This is a genomic window from Sulfitobacter sp. GN1-4 (assembly GCF_055693825.1).
Window position 1 is genome coordinate 4079033 of the sequence record NZ_JBVFUQ010000003.1, and the last position, 15078, is coordinate 4094110.

The window sequence follows — 15078 nt, forward strand, 5'->3', positions numbered from 1 at the left end:
ATGCGTCTGGTGCGGGCCTCTTTGGTCGGAATGTCATTGGCATACCTGGCGCTGACATCCGAAGCGGCGGAACCCACGGATTGGCAGGGCTTCTACAAACCCGCGCCCACCGCCCCTACCCAGACCCAAGGCTCGGATGTGGATGTCTGTCTTGGTGCGATCTTTGACGCGCAATTGCGGCACAACATCCCTGACAATCTGCTGCTTGCCATCGGCATCCAAGAGGCCGGTCGCGAAGTAAACGGGCGCTTGACCGTCTGGCCCTGGACCGCGAACACCAATGGCAAGGGGGCGTTTTTTGAGACCAAAGCAGCGCTTGAGGCGTGGGTGCGCACCGCTCAAGCGCAGGGCACGCGGTCCATCGATGTGGGCTGTATGCAGGTCAACCAACGCTGGCACGCGCAAGAGTTTGCATCACTTGAGGCCGCGACCGAGCCACTCACAAACGTAGATTATGCCGCGCGGTTCCTGCGGTCGCTTTATCAGCAAACCGGTGACTGGTGGGAAGCGGCGGGGCGGTATCATTCCTCAACGCAAGAATTCAAAGACATCTACCTGCAAAAGCTCACGCAGAACCAACTGCTGGCAAATACGCAGATTGAGCGGTTTGCCATCGCGGGCGCGGCCCCGGCAGCACCACAACAACAGGCGCAAACACAGCCATCGTTCAATTGGAGCGCTGAGATGACCGGCAGCGCGCCCACAGCGCTGCGCCAGATCCACTCAATCTATTCCTCCACACCGCTGCGTCCTCTGCTGCCAGACTACGTTGAGGCGAACTGAGATGGCGACGCCAGATACAAATATCAGCGGGCGCCCGGTCTTTAGTCTGGCGCGTTTCGGTTCAAACAACCGCGACATTGGCTTTGCCTTGGGCGTCGTTCTTATTCTGGCGATGCTCTTTGTCCCGTTGCCCCCCATCCTGTTGGACCTGGGCCTGGCCATTTCGCTTTCGCTTTCAGTGCTGATCCTGATGGTGGCACTGTGGATCGGCACCCCGCTTGAGTTCAACTCCTTCCCCACGATCCTGCTGGTGGTGACAATGCTGCGCCTGGCGCTGAACGTATCGTCAACCCGCCTGATCCTAAGCGAGGGCCACACCGGACCGGGGGCGGCCGGCAATGTGATCGAAGGGTTTTCCAGCTTCATTGTCAGTGGTGATTTCATCATTGGGATTATCGTCTTCACGATCCTTGTGATCATCAATTTCATCGTGATCACCAAAGGCTCTACCCGTATCGCCGAAGTTGCCGCGCGTTTCTCTTTGGATGCGATGCCCGGCAAACAGATGGCGATTGATGCGGACCTGGCCGCAGGCGTGATCAATGAAGAAGAAGCCAAGGTGCGCCGCAAGACGGTTGAGGAAGAAAGCTCCTTTTTCGGGGCCATGGATGGTGCTTCCAAATTTGTGCGGGGGGACGCGGTTGCTGGCATTATCATCACCCTGATCAACATCTTTGGCGGCATTCTGATCGGGATGCTCAGCCATGGTCTGAGCGTGGGTCAGGCCATGAACAACTACACCGTGCTGACCATTGGCGATGGTCTGGTCACGCAAATTCCGGCCCTGATCGTGTCGCTTGCTGCGGGCCTTCTGGTAACCAAAGGCGGGACAACCGGTGCGGCCAACGAAGCGGTGTTGGGCCAGCTGTCAAACTTTCCCAAAGCGCTCTACATGGCCGCGGCACTGATGTTCGGCATTGGCCTGCTGCACTGGCTTCCCACTGACGATTTTCATTCCTTTATCCGCAGGCATCGCCGTATTTGGCTACGTGATGCAGCGGCAGGTGCAAGAACGCGCAGACCGCGACGCAAAAGCAGCCGACATCGCAGATGAGGTGCCTGAAACGCCCGCTGATCCAGTGGCCGAAATGCTGCGCGTTGATGATGTCCGCTTGGATCTCGGCTCAGCGCTGGTCCCCATGATTACAACCGTTGACGCGGCCCTGCCGGGCAAGGTCAAAAGCCTCAGATCGCTCTTTATCAAGGACTATGGTTTCGTTCTGCCGCCCGTCCGCATCAAAGATGACGCAGAGCTGTCGCCCACAACCTATTCCATTTCTCTGCAAGGCGTCGAAGCCGCAAAAGGTGAGATTGAGCCGATGATGATGCTGGTCATCAATCCCACCGGCGAAGACATCGACATCTCAGGCAAAAAGACGCGTGAACCCACATTTGGGCTGGATGCAATCTGGGTTGATGAAACCCGCGCGTCTGAGGCTGAGCTGCAAGGCATGACCGTGGTAGACCCCGAAAGCGTCATCACCACGCACCTCACTGAGGTGATCAAAGAGCATATGCCAGAGATCCTGACATACGCCGCAACCCAGGATCTGATTGAAGGGTTGGATAAGGATTACCAAAAGCTGCTCACCGACAGCTCCAGCAGCTCACCTTCGGTGATGCTACAGCATGTGTTGCAGGCTCTGCTTGCCGAACGGATTTCCATCCGCAATCTGCCCAAAATCGTCGAAGCGGTTGCAGAGGCCAGCGCCAACACCAAAAACATCCGCACTGTGATCGAACACGCCCGCGGCAAGCTTGCCAAGCAGATTTGCCAATCCCTGACAGATGCGCAGGGATACGTACCGGTCATCAACCTGGGCGGTGAATGGGAAAAAGAACTGGCAAGCTCAATCTCCACAAATAACGGGGAAGAAACATTCCTGATGTCCCCGTCGCGCGTGCAAGAGCTGGTTTTGGCCATGCGCCAAGAGATCCAGAAATTCTCAGCAGCAGACGAATGGCCCGCCATTCTGGTGGCCCCGCAGGCACGGCCCTATGTGCGCTCCATCCTGGAACGGGTCAGCCCGATGACCCAGGTCATCTCGCACAATGAGGTTCACCGCAAAGCCAATTTGCGGACCGTCGGCACCGTGGGGCCCTAGGGGATGCCGCTTGAAACCTACGTCACCACACTCTTTTTCTCGTATCTGCTGGTCTTTGCGCGGCTGGGCTCTGCCCTGATCTTCATGCCCTCCTTTGGTGAGGTTCAGATCCCGGTGCGTGCGCGTCTTTCCTTTGCCTTGGTGATGTGCGCGGCCTTGCTGCCTGCCACGCCAATTCAGGCCGTAATGCCCAGTGATCCTGTCGAAGTGGCTCTGCTCTTTGCCAAAGAGGTCACCATCGGGCTTTGGATTGGCCTTTGCGCCCGTATCATTCTGTCTGCGTTGCAATTCGCAGGCTTTCAGGTGGGTCAGGTGGCCGGACTTGCCAATGCCTTCGGCCCCTCCTTTGGCTCGTTTGAAGGGGCGACAATGGTTGCAACCCTGATGCTAATTTCGGCTGTCACAATGATCTTCATCACCGACACCCACCACATCATCCTGCGCGCCCTGATGTCGAGCTATACGCTGTTCCCGCCTGGCGAAATTATGCTGCAAGACATGTCAAACCAGATCCTGAAAGCGGGGGGCAAAGCCTGTATATCGGCACGGCGATTGCTGTGCCTTTCTTTGTGATGGGCGTGGTGCTGAACCTGGGGATGGGCCTGGCAAACCGGATGATGCCCCAGCTGCCGGTGTTCTTTGTGGCCGCTTCATTGCTCATCGCTGCAGGCCTGCTGATCCTGGCGGTGTCGATGCCCGCGATCCTGGATTACTTCATCATGAAGTTCCAAGAATGGCTTGTTGGATTTAGGTTTTAGAGATGGCCGAGAATAACGACGACGCCACAGAAAAATCCTTAGACCCGACGCCAAAGCGTCTGGCCGACGCCCGCAAGAAAGGCGATGTTCCCAGTTCCCGTGAAACCGGCAATATGGTGGTTGTCATGGCGCTGTTGGGCATCATCGCCTTTGTTCTGCCCTTTCAGACACCACGCGTTGTCGAAGCCCTAAGCAGCCTGATCGGGCACGCCGGGTCGCTAAACGTTGCAACCGGAACGCCCGGCCTTGTCCGGCTGGGCCAGATCACAACGGAGTTTGCGACAAACCTGGTGATTGGGCTGGCCCCCTTGTTTGGCATTCTTTTGTTGGGCGGCGCGATTGGGGCCGTGATCCAGGGGGAGACGGTTGTCGCCCTGGAACGGATCAAGCCCAAGATGTCCAAGATCTCTCCGCTGGAGGGGCTGAAACGCTTGTTCTCTGCCAATTCACTGGTGGAGTTTGTCAAAAGCATCATCAAAGTGTTTGCCATCGGCACCTTGGCCGTCTGGATCACCTATGAAGCGGTGAATGAGATTTGGCTGACCGCCGGGTTCCTGCCCGAATTTCTGCCTGGCTACTTGGTTGCAGCCTCTCAGAAGCTGCTGATGGCGGCGGCCATTCTGCTGGTGCCCATCGCCATCGCTGACATCCTGTGGCGCCGGTTTGAGTGGCGCAAAAAGCTGCGGATGAGCCAGAAAGACCTAAAAGACGAAATGAAAGAGAGCGAAGGCTCGCCCGAGATCCGCCAGAAGCGTGCGCAACGGCGGCGCGAGCTGTCGCAGCAGCGAACGGTGTCAGTGGTGCCAATCGCTGACGTGATCCTGACCAACCCCACACATTTCTCCGTCGCGCTAAAATACAATCCAGATGAGGATGACGCGCCGGTTTGCATCGCCAAGGGCGCCGATCTGGTGGCGCTGCGCATTCGCGAGATCGGCTTTGAACACGACATCCCAATTGTTGAGAACAAGCCACTTGCCCGGCTGCTCTATGACACTGTTGAGATTGATCAGGTTGTCCCCGTGCAGCATTGGGAAGTTGTCGCTGAGATCATCAGCTTTGTGTTTGATCTGAAAAAGAACATCGACCGCAAAGCACCCGCAGGATCAACACTGCGCACAACGGTTCACTAGGCGCTGGTGAACATGAGCGCCGCTTGGGTGGTTAACCGGCAAAACTGGTTGGGGATGGCACCCTACTTCAGGCGGATGCCATTGAGATCCTGATCACCAGGTAGCTGTGAGCGTTCCAGAATAATCTTGGACACCGCACGCGCCCGCACAGGGGATACCTTTGCAAGGATCGGTGCGGCGGTGCGCGGGTTCATCTCACCCAGCACCATCACGGTGGTTTCGATATCAAGGTCATCCATGATCCGCGCTGCATCTGCAGGTTTCATGTTCTTGTAGAACTCAATCAGCCGGTTCAAATCGTCCGTCTTTGCAGCCTCAACCCGGGCCAACAGATCCTCAATGGAGACCTTGAGTTCGGTCAGAGACATCTTTTCTTCTTCCAACCGCTCAAGCGCCAGCGCCACTTCGGTTTTGCGCACCTCGATGTCTTGTTTTTGCTGCTCCACCAGCTCGCGTTCCCGCATGAGCGATTGCAGCACTTCTTCGGGCACCCCTAGGGCCGCAATCTTTTCGGGCAGGTCTTCGACCAATGGCGGGATATCAGTGGCAGGTGCAGGCCCGTCAGATTTCTTATCCTCTGCGGCGGCCTGCAGCGCGACAGGGTTATCTGGTGCCACGGTGTCATTGAACATTGGCAGCTCAGGGAACGACAGCGCCGCCTTCGCAAAAAGGGTCAGGCCAAGGCCCCCCAAAATCAGCTTCCCGTTGACCAGTTTCCACATCGCCTACACCCTTGCAGCACCTGAGGTTTCAAAGAACGCGCGCACCAGGTCTTTCTTGTCGCGCACGACGCGGCGGCCCGGCATTTCCTGCGCCGGTGCGGCCCCCCGGCGGCTGCTGAACGCCGTTTCTTCGGGTGCTTGCGGCTGCCAGGCTGGCGCAGGCTCTGGCTGGCGTTCTGCCTCGGCCAGATTTTCCCGCATCCGGGCCACGGAATATTCGGATTTATCAACCGCCGTTGAAAACTCTTCCACCAACGGTTCCAGGTCTTTCAGTGTGGCCATCAGCACGCGCACCTTGCGCGACACCATGTAGCCGTAAGAAATGCTTCCGATCAGAAGCAGAATGATCACCCCGTCAATTATCGCTGCCAACACTTTCCTGCTCCTCTTCTATTTTGATTTCTTCGGTGATCTGGGCGGCGACAAAGCCGTTGTTCTTGTGACCCAAAGTCACTTTGAACATGGGCGTATCTGCACAGGTCATGGTCGCGACCTCGCCGTCCTCAATCCCAAAGTCGATCACATCACCCGGTTTCCAACTGGTCAGACGTTTGAGTGATATCGCTTCCTCGGCCAGAACCACTTCCAGCTCCATATGCGCGCGCTCAATCTGGCCGCTGATCAGTTCTTGCCAGGTGCTCTGGTCTTCTCCACGGTCGCCGAAATAGATCTTGCTCAGGTCAGGCCGGATCGTTTCAAGCGCGTCGTAGGGAATGATCACGTCCAAGGCACCCACATGGCCGGACATAGCCAATGAAAGCTTGAGCCGCGCACAAAGGCTGGCGCCCTTGGCCACGGCGGCCCCATCAGGGTCGGTATCCACCCGGTCCAGCTCAAGCTCGGCAGCACCAACCACTGAAAGCGCCAGCTGCAGCTCTGCCAAAATCGCTGCCGCAAGCCGTTCACCAAAGCCCAGCTCAATCGCGGTAAAGCCAGATGGCGCTTCGGCTGCAATTTCGTTCGCCGTCCCGCCCAGCATCAACTCAACAGAGGTCAACAGCAGCGTGTGATCTATGGCCAGAAGCACTTCACCATCGAATGGTTTGCCTGTCCCAACAGCAAGGAAAACGGGCGATGGCAGACCTTCGATGATCTGCTCCAGCGGGATATAGTCCAGCGCCAGCAAATCCGTTTCGCACATAGCACCCGTCAGATCGGGAAAGGCCATCGACAGGTTTTCAACCAACCGCCCCCCGATAATATCGAGCATCGGCAGACGGTCGAAAGTGAAATCGGAAAGATGAATGATCTCATCTATCAGATGCGTGCCTTCGCCATCAGGTGTCGGAGGAGATGCGATATCGTTCATGCCAATCCCCCTATTGCACAATCAGATCGCGGATTAGAATTTCTTGGGGCAGGTCACTGCCCACAGCGGCACGGGCGCGCTTTAAAAGCTCTGCCTTGATGTACATGATCCCCGCCATGCCGCGCACATCAGCGACAGAAATACCGCGCAGATACCCGTTAAACAGATCACGCATAAACGGCTGGCGGTCCTGCATGATTTGGCCGGCCCCGGTGTCTGGCCGGTATGCCACCATCAGATGCACCTTCAAAAACGCAGTCGTTGGCCGCCCTTGGGTGTCAAAACCCTTAATGTTGGTCAGGATCTCACCAAAATCGAGCAGGCCCGTATCCATGACCTCTTCGGTTTTGCCATCCTTGCCGTCTTTGCCCTTGTCCTTTTCCTGAAGGGCCGTCGCCTTTTCAGCGTCGTGGCCATCTTTGGCCAATGGGTCTGTGATGTCTTCGCGCAGCTTGGTCTTGTCTTTGTCCTTGCCCTTGTCCTTGCCGTCGCCGTCCTTGTCGGCATAGTCATCGCCTTCTTTCGCTTCGCCCTCTTCCTCTGCCTTGTAATCAGGCTCATAGGCTTCGGCATCCTGGACATAAGCCATGCGCGCAAGGAAGAAGCCACCGCTGAGCGACAGCAGGCACATGGCCGCCGCAGCCATCAGCATTTTCTTGGAACCACGCGGCTTTTCGACGGCACCTTCTTCGGTGTCGGCGGGGGGCTCGGGTGCCTTTTCCTTTGGCTTTTTCGCCATGAATGCCTCTTTGCCTGCTCAACAAGAATAATCGGCATTATTCAGGTTATTTGCAAGTTTATACTTCGCTTTATACTTGCCTTTAACCTGACTTTAATGATTTACAATGGATAAAGCAATGGACGGAGTTTTCCATGCAAGGATTATTCGAAAATCTTGCATCATTAGGGCAGCGGCGTCTGGCAATTCTTGGCGCAACGGCCGTCGGGATTTTGTTAACGCTCCTCATGGGATTTGGGGCGATCACGCGCCCTGATTACGCGCCGATCTACTCCAACCTCTCGGTCACATCGGCCAACGCGATTGAGGCAACGCTGGCAAACGCGGGCTTTGACGTTGCCATCTCAGAAGATGGGTCATCCGTCTCTGTCCCCCGCTCTGACAGCGCGCGTGCCCGGATGGTTCTGGCCGAAAGTGGCGTCTCCATCGACGGCGATCCCGGTTGGGAGCTGTTTGACGAGCAAAGCGGCATCGCGATGAACTCCTTCTTGCAGAAGATCAACCGCACCCGCGCAATGGAAGGCGAGCTGGCCCGCTCCATTCAAACGCTGGACGGCATTTCAACTGCCCGCGTGCACCTTGTGCTGCCGGATCGTGAGCCGTTCTCACGCGAAGCGCCTGCACCGCGGGCGTCCATAATTGTGCGCCCTGAGCAAGGGCGCGCGGTTAACCGCAAGCAGGCCATCGCCGTGCGGACCTTGGTGGCCTCCGCCGTGGCAGAACTGGATGTGGCGCGTGTCACCGTGCTGTCAGCTAACGGTGAAACCATTCTCTCCGAAGGGGGGACGGCAAGGGCCAAGCGGGCATGGCATCCGCCAAATCCAACATCGAAGATCGGCTTGCCCAGGAAATCGAAAACATCCTGACCGCCCGCGTGGGCGCTGGCAACGCCCGCGTCCGCGTCAATGTGGATCTGACCACCCAACGGGAAGTCATCGTTGAGCAGAGCTTTGATCCCGATCAGCAGGTTGTGCGTTCAACGGAAACAAATTCCGAGAGCCAATCCGGCAACGAAGGCGGCGGCAACGTAGGCGTGGAAAACAACATCCCTGCCGCGCTGGCCGATGGCGAAGGCGGCGGGACAACCTCTAGCCGTTCAGAGGCCGAAGAAACCGTTCAATATGAGATCGGCAACACCCGCCGCGAGATCGTGCGCGAAGCCGGTGAAGTGCGCCGCATGACGGTCGCCGTCTTGGTCAACGGCATCTACAACGTCGAAGACGACACGGTCGAATATACCGAACGCACACCTGAGGAACTGGCGCGGCTAGAGCAGCTGGTCAAATCCGCCGTTGGCTTTGAAGAACGGCGCGGAGATTCCGTTTCAGTCGATAGCATGCGGTTTATGGATTACTCAATGGATCTGGGTGAACCGGTTGAGCTGACGCTGATGGACCGGATCAGCGAAAACATCGTAAGCGTTCTGCAAGGTTTGCTGGGTCTGGCGCTGGTCGCCATGATCTTGATCCTGGGCGTGCGCCCGATGCTGCGCAAACTGGATGACCCCGCCAAACTGGCCGCCCCCGAAGACGGCGAAGCGCCTGTGCTAGAGGGCGACAACGAACAGCCTGCGTTGCAAAATGACGCCAACCCAGCCGTCGCTGGCATGGCCCCGACGCCGCTGCCTGATGGCACCATGCCGGACTATGTCCCCGCTAGCCGCCCCGTTGCAGGTGCCGCCCCCGGCAGCCTGCTCGACCCTGAATATGAGGACGAAGAGCAGCCGGAATTCGTGACCAAACAGGGCATTCGCGGCAATCTACGCAAGAAAAAGATCGACCGCATTCAGCAGTTGGCTGACGAAAACCCTGATGACGTGTTGCGGGTGTTACGGTCTTGGCTGATGGCTGAGGCAGACGCATGATCAACCTCTTTGCGCGCAACTTTGATGCATCGCCAGTGGACGATCCGCAGGAAAACGCCCAAGACGCGCCTGACCCTGATGCGGATCTGAACGAACGGTTGGAAACAGCGCGCCAGGAAGGCTTTGACGCAGGCCGCCGCATTGGCCGCCAAGAGGCGCAGACCGAAGCGGACGCACACGAAGCGGACCGGATCAGCACGACCCAAGCTGCCATTCAAACCGAATTGTCGCGCCTGTCCGCCGCAGATGCCGACATGGCGCACCAAATGGAACGCGACATTGTTGAACTATTTTCAGGCATTGCCGAACGGCTGGTGCCTGAGCTGCTTGAGACCTACGGCCCTGACCTGGCCATTGCCCGCATCCGTGAAAGCATAGAACAGGCGCGCACCGATCCAGTGCTGGCGATCAAGGCCAGCCCGGCGATTGTCGAAAAGCTGCAAGCCGATCCGCCGCAATGGTTGTCCGCGCCCGAGGGTCAAGCCAACATTGAATTGGTCCCCGCAGCCGACATGAACCCTGGTGCTGCAACCGTCAAATGGAAGGGCGGACGCACTGGAATATGACATGCATGCCGCGTGCCTTGCGGTTTTGCAGGCGCTGTCAAAAGCAGCAGAAGACTATGATCAACCTCCTAAGGAAGCTGAATAAATGTCAGATAACGAAGCAGAAGTGACCGAAGAAAGTGTTGAAGCCCCTATCGTAGACGACGGATCAGGCGTGGCCGAGGCCAACGCAGCTGCTGCTGCAGATGGCAAAAGCCTGGATGCCATTCTTGGGGTCAAGCTTGACGTACGGGTGGTGCTGGGCCGGTCAAAAATGCCAATCTCCGAGCTGTTGAACCTGACCAAAGGCTCCGTCATCGAACTAGACCGTCGTGTGGGCGAACCCGTCGATCTGATGATCAATGACCGCATTGTCGCGCGCGGTGATCTGGTGAAGGTCAAAGGCGACATGCTGGGCGTGGCGCTGCGGGAAATCGTCAAAGATTTTGTGACCGAAGCCTAAGATGCGGGCGCGATGCACCCCTTTGCGCTTAGACTCGCGATCGCGGCAGGTTTTGCCGTGCTGGCCTTAAGCGGTGGTGCCGCAGCCCAAGAAACCGAGTTTGGCAGCCTGATCAGGGATCTGTCTGCGCAATTCGGCGACGTGCCCCCCGGCAGCGACGAAGGAGCGAGCCTTTCAGGGCGGTTAATCCAACTCTTTGCGGTCCTGACGGCGCTTAGCGTCGCACCGGGGCTTTTGGTTGTAATGACCAGTTTTACCCGGTTTGTGATCGTGTTTTCGATGCTGCGTCTGGCGCTTGGCCTGAACCAGACGCCGCCAAACATCGTGCTGAACGCCATGGCGCTCTTTATGACGTTCTTTGTCATGCAACCGGTGTTTGAGGATTCCTGGGAAGGCGGCATTCGCCCCCTGCTGGCCAACGCCATCACAGAAGAACAAGCAATGATGGCGATTGCAGAACCGTTTCGCGAGTTCATGATCGTCAACACCCGCGAAAAGGACCTGATGCTGTTCCAGGACATCGCAGGAGAGGCCCCTGCGCCGGCCGATGGCCCTGATGCCACGCCAAGCTGGCGCACGCTTGTGCCGGCCTTCATGATCTCAGAACTGCGGGCCGCTTTTACCATTGGATTTCTGATCTACCTGCCTTTCATCGCCATTGACCTCATCGTGGCCTCGGTCCTGATGAGCGCGGGGATGATGATGTTGCCACCTGTCCTTGTCTCTTTGCCCTTCAAAGTGATCTTTTTCGTGCTGATTGATGGGTGGTACATGCTGGCCGGATCGCTGATAGCCTCATATCTGGGCGGATAATCGTACAATCCTTGCAAAAAGTGATGTTCATCAAGCCAGTGATGAATTATCCTTGTCCCAACAAGGATAATCGAAGCAGTGAACCAGTTTGTCCCCTTCCGAAAACACCGGCGGATGTCGGGCGCGCAGAAGTCTGCGATCCTGTTCCTGTGCTTGGGAGAAGAACGCGGCGGCGCGCTGATGCAGCAGCTTGATGTGGCCGAAATCAGGCAAATCACCATGGCGATTTCCACCATGGGCGAAATTGATGCCACGATCGTCGAAGAGATCCTTGAGGAGTTTGACGAAAAGATCACCCACGAAGGCAGCGTTGTCGGCTCAATTGAAGCGGCCCGCGGGCTGCTGAAAGAATTCCTGCCCGAAGAGCGCGTGACAGAGATCTTGTCAGAGATTGATGGCAACACCGTAGGAAACGTCTGGAAAGATCTTTCAGAGCTGGATGAAAAGCAGCTGGTAGAGTTCCTGCGCCGCGAGCACAATCAAACCGTTGCCGTCATCCTGACCCGGATCAAGGCGGAAACCGCTGCAAAGGTCCTGCCGATGCTGGGCGCGGACCGTGCACCGGATATCATTGAGCGGATCATGCAGATGGATAATCTGCCCAATGATACGATCCAAAGCATCGAAAACACCCTAAGAGAGGATGTGCTGGCCAAGGCCGGACGTAGTGGTGAGGCGCGCATTCAGGGGCAGTTGGTGTCAATCTTCAACAAGCTGGATGAGGAGCTGTTCAGCACGATTTCCAGAGATCTGGAAAAGCGACAGCCGGACCGTTTCAAGACCATTCAGCAGCAGATGTTCGTCTTTGACGATATGATGAAGTTCCCAGAAAACCAGCTGGGCAAGATCATGCGCGAAGTGACAGGCAACACACTGCCCCTGGCGCTGCGTGGGGCCAAGAAAGAAGTGCGAGAGCACTTCGCCTGGCTCCTTGCCCGCGCGTTCGCGTGGGATGCTGCAGGATGAGATGTCTCAGATGGGGCCGGTTAAGGCACGCGATGTGAAAGACGCCCAAGCGCAATTGGTTGAGGCAGCCATGCGTTTGATGGCTGATGGTACAGTTGAAATGCCGGAAACTGGCGAAGACATGATGGATGAAATGCCTGACTAAACGCGTCGGCGCACGTCCGGGGTTCCCCTAAATTAGGCTCGGACACCACGCCAGCGCTGTAACCGATGTTCTAGCGATAAAGCTGGATCGCGGAAAAGTTCACGGTCGATACGTTCAACGTAATCGGCACGAATTGCGACCCAAAGCTGGCCGATTGCAGGATGCTGACCGCCACATCATTCGACGTGAAGGATTGCGGGTTCGTAACATCCGATATGGCCATATATCTGCTGATCAGACGCTCACGCTCGCTTGGGTCTGCCAGATCAGCCAGATCGAACTTTTCTTCAAAAAGCTCTCTTTGTTTGTCCAAATCCAGCGATGAGATTTGACTGGGCAGACCCAAGGCCACTTGGAAGAAGTTCGTAAGCTTCTCGTCTTGCAGAACTTCAAACCAGCTATCAAGGTCATCTGCAGCGTCGCGGAACTCAAGCACGGTGCCAACGGTACTGTTCTGCGCATCGTTATCGTTAATCAACTGGCGGTTATAGAACCGGTCCACGACAGCATCCTTGAACGCCTCACCTGTAAAATCAGGGGTCTGTGGCCCTTCAGCTGTCGTGAAACCAAGCGAAAGATGTAGCTCCCGGAACCGCGAGTCAGTCAACCTGTTCAGCAGCGATGTCGCATCTTCGGGATCGCTCTCAAGGATCTTGCGGATCATGCCTTTGCCGAAAATCTGATCTTCGAGGTCAAAGGCCTTCATGACAAAACTGTAGACTTCGAAATCGGCAACAAATTCTTCGGGCGTGCTGATGTTGGCAATCCGCTCACGGAACGCTTCTTCGCCGCGTTTGTTCACCGGATCATTCTGCATCAATTCAATCTGCCGATCCCGCGTTGAATCGATCAGACGCAGCGCTGTTTGTGATGGCAATCCATTGATGCTGATCATGTCAGTATCCTATTCCGCCGCTGTCGCAGCTGTCTTGGCGTTGATCATGTCAAAGAGGCGCGCCTCATAATCCATCAGCGGCTTCAGTGCGCGCATCGCCTTGTAAAAGTCCGCCTGAGAAACAAAATTCGCCGCCTCAAAGATGTGCTGCGCGACATCATCGTGAAAAACTGGCACCAGCTTGCCCAGTTTACGTTGTACGATCGGCACCAGCTTTGACCGCTTGTCAGGATCCAGCAACGCGGCCTGGATAAAGAAGTAAACTTCTTTGACCGGCGTACGGGCCTCATTCTCTTTCAACAGGTCAACCTCCCGCACGATGTCCGCGTGCGTTTCTATCGTCAGCATTTGCCGACGGTCAGAGTTTCGGACAACACAGCCGTTGATCAAAATGCGCTCATTCGGTTTCAGGGTCAGTCTTAGTGGCATTCTTCTTACTCCGCTGCTGTGTCAAAACTACGGCCAGAAAGGCCATCAATGATGCTTCGGTTGATATCGATCAGGGGTTTGACGTTCTTTCCGCCAGCCATCACGCTTTGCGTGTGTTTCTCCACCCAGACGGCCAGGGAAACCAAAGACGCCCGCAAGTTTGGATGAAGTGCGTTGTCACGTTCCAGCAGATCGACCTTGAAGGTCATCCAGACCATCTGGTTTTTCCACAACGTATGACGCAATCCGTCGGCCAAAAGCTGCAAACGATCCATCCGCCGGTCCGACCGGTCGAAGGCCTCATAGTACTGCTCTAATTCTGACGTTACCTGCGCAAGGATGCGTCGCTCAATCTGGCGCGGCGCTTCCGTGTGCGAGATCGTCCGCTTGTACGCGGCTACGCTCATTCTCGTCACCTTTTATTTTTTATCTGCCTCAAGGATAACTTTAGCGTGTGAGAGTTAAGACGAATTTAATGTTGATGAATATTTGCTGAATAAAGAGGTATTTAACCAATCCAGCAGTTTAACCATGGCAGAGATGTCACAGCTCTTGTGGCTGAATTCACAACAGACACCAGATACAGAAAAGGCGGCCATTGGCCGCCGCTTCAGTTAAAAATGTGTGCGTGGTTACTGAACCAGTGCATCCGTCGCGATGCGCGGCACATACAGTTGTTGGCCGGTGGGCATGGTCGGCGTCGCATCTGCGCTGATTTCCGCGTCTGGCCGCACCAGATTCAACAAGACCTGACCAATGATCCAGCCCATTTCCTCTGAAGATGGGGCGGGCCCACTGCCCAGCTCAACCGGCTCAATATAGATGATGGTTTCGTCTGACGTTTCGATCCCGTGTTCTTCGAACAGAACATCCGCGAGCGTGGCACCTGGCATGACTTCCGTGCCAGCATATGTCGCGATCGCGGTCCGCGAGGTGGGGAACATCTCTGAGGTGCAGCATAGGATAGGCGCAGCGAGGATGGGCTTGAGGATCCGAGCGACCAGCGAAATTTCGCTCGCATCTCTCACCTCGAAATTATCGCTCCAAATGTGCTCCAACAGCTTCTGCGTCATGTGCCAAACCCTCCAGGTCCTCAACTTGAAGTTAGGCCAACGTTAACACTTATTGAACCCCCCTTTTGTTAACTAATTCAGCTTATTTTTCTTATATTTTACCGTACTTTAACCCCGCGTTAATGACGCTAAAGAGCGTCAGCGCTTCGCTCATTCCGGGAATTTTCCTTACTTTAGAGAGTCCTAGATGTGGTAGCTAAAGTATGTTTCAGGCCAATTTATGCCAACTGACACAAGTTGAGGTATCTTCGGTCGGATTTAAACGTTTACATTTCTATATTTGCTCGAAACAAGACGATGTTGCAGATGCAATCCAGGGTTGCATGTTGCCCGAAT

The 15078-nt window shown here is 56.1% G+C and carries 19 protein-coding genes and 1 pseudogene; 12 read left to right on the plus strand and 8 right to left on the minus strand.

Annotated elements, in window-relative coordinates; genetic code table 11:
* The 5 genes and pseudogenes from ACZ1HM_RS20910 (at position 1) to flhB (ending at position 4779) form a co-directional block, all read left to right on the plus strand.
* Positions 1-783: a lytic transglycosylase domain-containing protein gene (locus ACZ1HM_RS20910; RefSeq protein ID WP_472744499.1), complete on the plus strand. Its 783-nt coding sequence runs from the start codon at positions 1-3 to the stop codon at positions 781-783.
* Position 784: 1 nt separating this feature from the next.
* On the plus strand, positions 785-1837 hold the full coding sequence (locus tag ACZ1HM_RS20915) for an FHIPEP family type III secretion protein (protein ID WP_472744500.1): 1053 nt from the start codon (positions 785-787) through the stop codon (positions 1835-1837).
* Complete coding sequence (locus ACZ1HM_RS20920) at positions 1755-2888, plus strand: FHIPEP family type III secretion protein (protein WP_472744677.1); 1134 nt, start codon at positions 1755-1757, stop codon at positions 2886-2888. The genes ACZ1HM_RS20915 and ACZ1HM_RS20920 overlap by 83 nt, the downstream gene beginning before the upstream one ends.
* A gap of 84 nt (positions 2889-2972) precedes the next feature.
* Positions 2973-3646 (plus strand): annotated as a pseudogene (locus ACZ1HM_RS20925) (flagellar biosynthetic protein FliR).
* Between the two features lie 2 nt (positions 3647-3648).
* Positions 3649-4779, plus strand: coding sequence for a flagellar biosynthesis protein FlhB (gene flhB, locus ACZ1HM_RS20930; protein ID WP_472744501.1), 1131 nt, complete (start codon positions 3649-3651; stop codon positions 4777-4779).
* Between the two features lie 62 nt (positions 4780-4841).
* Here flhB and ACZ1HM_RS20935 read toward each other — a convergent pair whose 3' ends face one another.
* The 4 genes from ACZ1HM_RS20935 to ACZ1HM_RS20950 are packed head-to-tail and all read right to left on the minus strand — an operon-like array spanning position 4842 to position 7549.
* Complete coding sequence (locus ACZ1HM_RS20935) at positions 4842-5501, minus strand: MotE family protein (RefSeq protein WP_472744502.1); 660 nt, start codon at positions 5499-5501, stop codon at positions 4842-4844.
* Between the two features lie 3 nt (positions 5502-5504).
* Entirely contained in the window at positions 5505-5876 is a 372-nt protein-coding gene (locus ACZ1HM_RS20940; protein ID WP_472744503.1) for a flagellar motor switch protein, read from the minus strand.
* Positions 5857-6810 carry a flagellar motor switch protein FliM gene (locus tag ACZ1HM_RS20945; protein ID WP_472744504.1) on the minus strand — a complete coding sequence of 318 codons (954 nt, stop codon included), beginning with the start codon at positions 6808-6810 and terminating at the stop codon, positions 5857-5859. Before ACZ1HM_RS20945 ends, ACZ1HM_RS20940 begins: the two co-directional genes overlap by 20 nt.
* 10 nt (positions 6811-6820) lie before the next feature.
* Positions 6821-7549, minus strand: a complete 729-nt coding sequence (locus tag ACZ1HM_RS20950; RefSeq protein ID WP_472744505.1) for a flagellar basal body-associated FliL family protein — start codon at positions 7547-7549, stop codon at positions 6821-6823.
* A 134-nt stretch (positions 7550-7683) separates the two neighbouring features.
* Here ACZ1HM_RS20950 and ACZ1HM_RS20955 point away from each other — a divergent pair, with 134 nt between their 5' ends.
* From ACZ1HM_RS20955 to ACZ1HM_RS20985, 7 genes are all read left to right on the plus strand, one after another.
* The gene (locus ACZ1HM_RS20955; RefSeq protein ID WP_472744506.1) at positions 7684-8415 is read left to right on the plus strand and encodes a hypothetical protein; all 732 of its coding nucleotides are present in this window, start codon (positions 7684-7686) and stop codon (positions 8413-8415) included.
* Positions 8355-9413, plus strand: coding sequence for a flagellar M-ring protein FliF C-terminal domain-containing protein (locus ACZ1HM_RS20960; protein ID WP_472744507.1), 1059 nt, complete (start codon positions 8355-8357; stop codon positions 9411-9413). Before ACZ1HM_RS20955 ends, ACZ1HM_RS20960 begins: the two co-directional genes overlap by 61 nt.
* Positions 9410-9979, plus strand: a complete 570-nt coding sequence (locus tag ACZ1HM_RS20965) for a FliH/SctL family protein (protein WP_472744508.1) — start codon at positions 9410-9412, stop codon at positions 9977-9979. The genes ACZ1HM_RS20960 and ACZ1HM_RS20965 overlap by 4 nt, the downstream gene beginning before the upstream one ends.
* A gap of 85 nt (positions 9980-10064) precedes the next feature.
* Positions 10065-10421 carry a FliM/FliN family flagellar motor switch protein gene (locus tag ACZ1HM_RS20970; RefSeq protein ID WP_472744509.1) on the plus strand — a complete coding sequence of 119 codons (357 nt, stop codon included), beginning with the start codon at positions 10065-10067 and terminating at the stop codon, positions 10419-10421.
* Positions 10422-10433: 12 nt separating this feature from the next.
* Positions 10434-11234 (plus strand): flagellar type III secretion system pore protein FliP, encoded by an 801-nt coding sequence (gene fliP / locus ACZ1HM_RS20975; protein ID WP_472744510.1) that lies wholly within the window; start codon positions 10434-10436, stop codon positions 11232-11234.
* A gap of 78 nt (positions 11235-11312) precedes the next feature.
* Positions 11313-12200 carry a flagellar motor switch protein FliG gene (locus ACZ1HM_RS20980; RefSeq protein WP_472744511.1) on the plus strand — a complete coding sequence of 296 codons (888 nt, stop codon included), beginning with the start codon at positions 11313-11315 and terminating at the stop codon, positions 12198-12200.
* 10 nt (positions 12201-12210) lie between these two features.
* Positions 12211-12345, plus strand: coding sequence for a hypothetical protein (locus tag ACZ1HM_RS20985; RefSeq protein WP_472744512.1), 135 nt, complete (start codon positions 12211-12213; stop codon positions 12343-12345).
* Positions 12346-12415: 70 nt separating this feature from the next.
* On the opposite strand, the gene ACZ1HM_RS20990 is transcribed toward ACZ1HM_RS20985, so the two are convergent.
* The 4 genes from ACZ1HM_RS20990 to ACZ1HM_RS21005 form a co-directional block, all read right to left on the minus strand.
* Positions 12416-13240, minus strand: a complete 825-nt coding sequence (locus ACZ1HM_RS20990; protein ID WP_472744513.1) for a DUF1217 domain-containing protein — start codon at positions 13238-13240, stop codon at positions 12416-12418.
* A 9-nt stretch (positions 13241-13249) separates the two neighbouring features.
* Entirely contained in the window at positions 13250-13669 is a 420-nt protein-coding gene (locus tag ACZ1HM_RS20995) for a flagellar biosynthesis repressor FlbT (RefSeq protein ID WP_472744514.1), read from the minus strand.
* Between the two features lie 5 nt (positions 13670-13674).
* Positions 13675-14076 carry a flagellar biosynthesis regulator FlaF gene (locus ACZ1HM_RS21000; RefSeq protein WP_472744515.1) on the minus strand — a complete coding sequence of 134 codons (402 nt, stop codon included), beginning with the start codon at positions 14074-14076 and terminating at the stop codon, positions 13675-13677.
* Positions 14077-14301: 225 nt separating this feature from the next.
* Positions 14302-14742, minus strand: coding sequence for a hypothetical protein (locus ACZ1HM_RS21005; RefSeq protein WP_472744516.1), 441 nt, complete (start codon positions 14740-14742; stop codon positions 14302-14304).
* Between the last annotated feature and the right edge of the window lie 336 nt (positions 14743-15078).

What these genes read in the sequence shown, in the direction of transcription:
- ACZ1HM_RS20935 (WP_472744502.1), bottom strand. Translation starts at nt 5,501, where the DNA reads ATGTGGAAACTGGTCAACGGGAAGCTGATTTTGGGGGGCCTTGGCCTG.
- ACZ1HM_RS20955 (WP_472744506.1), top strand. Translation starts at nt 7,684, where the DNA reads ATGCAAGGATTATTCGAAAATCTTGCATCATTAGGGCAGCGGCGTCTG.
- ACZ1HM_RS20910 (WP_472744499.1), top strand. Translation starts at nt 1, where the DNA reads ATGCGTCTGGTGCGGGCCTCTTTGGTCGGAATGTCATTGGCATACCTG.
- fliP (WP_472744510.1), top strand. Translation starts at nt 10,434, where the DNA reads ATGCACCCCTTTGCGCTTAGACTCGCGATCGCGGCAGGTTTTGCCGTG.
- flhB (WP_472744501.1), top strand. Translation starts at nt 3,649, where the DNA reads ATGGCCGAGAATAACGACGACGCCACAGAAAAATCCTTAGACCCGACG.
- ACZ1HM_RS21000 (WP_472744515.1), bottom strand. Translation starts at nt 14,076, where the DNA reads ATGAGCGTAGCCGCGTACAAGCGGACGATCTCGCACACGGAAGCGCCG.
- ACZ1HM_RS21005 (WP_472744516.1), bottom strand. Translation starts at nt 14,742, where the DNA reads ATGACGCAGAAGCTGTTGGAGCACATTTGGAGCGATAATTTCGAGGTG.
- ACZ1HM_RS20995 (WP_472744514.1), bottom strand. Translation starts at nt 13,669, where the DNA reads ATGCCACTAAGACTGACCCTGAAACCGAATGAGCGCATTTTGATCAAC.
- ACZ1HM_RS20915 (WP_472744500.1), top strand. Translation starts at nt 785, where the DNA reads ATGGCGACGCCAGATACAAATATCAGCGGGCGCCCGGTCTTTAGTCTG.
- ACZ1HM_RS20965 (WP_472744508.1), top strand. Translation starts at nt 9,410, where the DNA reads ATGATCAACCTCTTTGCGCGCAACTTTGATGCATCGCCAGTGGACGAT.
- ACZ1HM_RS20960 (WP_472744507.1), top strand. Translation starts at nt 8,355, where the DNA reads ATGGCATCCGCCAAATCCAACATCGAAGATCGGCTTGCCCAGGAAATC.
- ACZ1HM_RS20945 (WP_472744504.1), bottom strand. Translation starts at nt 6,810, where the DNA reads ATGAACGATATCGCATCTCCTCCGACACCTGATGGCGAAGGCACGCAT.
- ACZ1HM_RS20950 (WP_472744505.1), bottom strand. Translation starts at nt 7,549, where the DNA reads ATGGCGAAAAAGCCAAAGGAAAAGGCACCCGAGCCCCCCGCCGACACC.
- ACZ1HM_RS20970 (WP_472744509.1), top strand. Translation starts at nt 10,065, where the DNA reads ATGTCAGATAACGAAGCAGAAGTGACCGAAGAAAGTGTTGAAGCCCCT.
- ACZ1HM_RS20990 (WP_472744513.1), bottom strand. Translation starts at nt 13,240, where the DNA reads ATGATCAGCATCAATGGATTGCCATCACAAACAGCGCTGCGTCTGATC.
- ACZ1HM_RS20985 (WP_472744512.1), top strand. Translation starts at nt 12,211, where the DNA reads ATGGGGCCGGTTAAGGCACGCGATGTGAAAGACGCCCAAGCGCAATTG.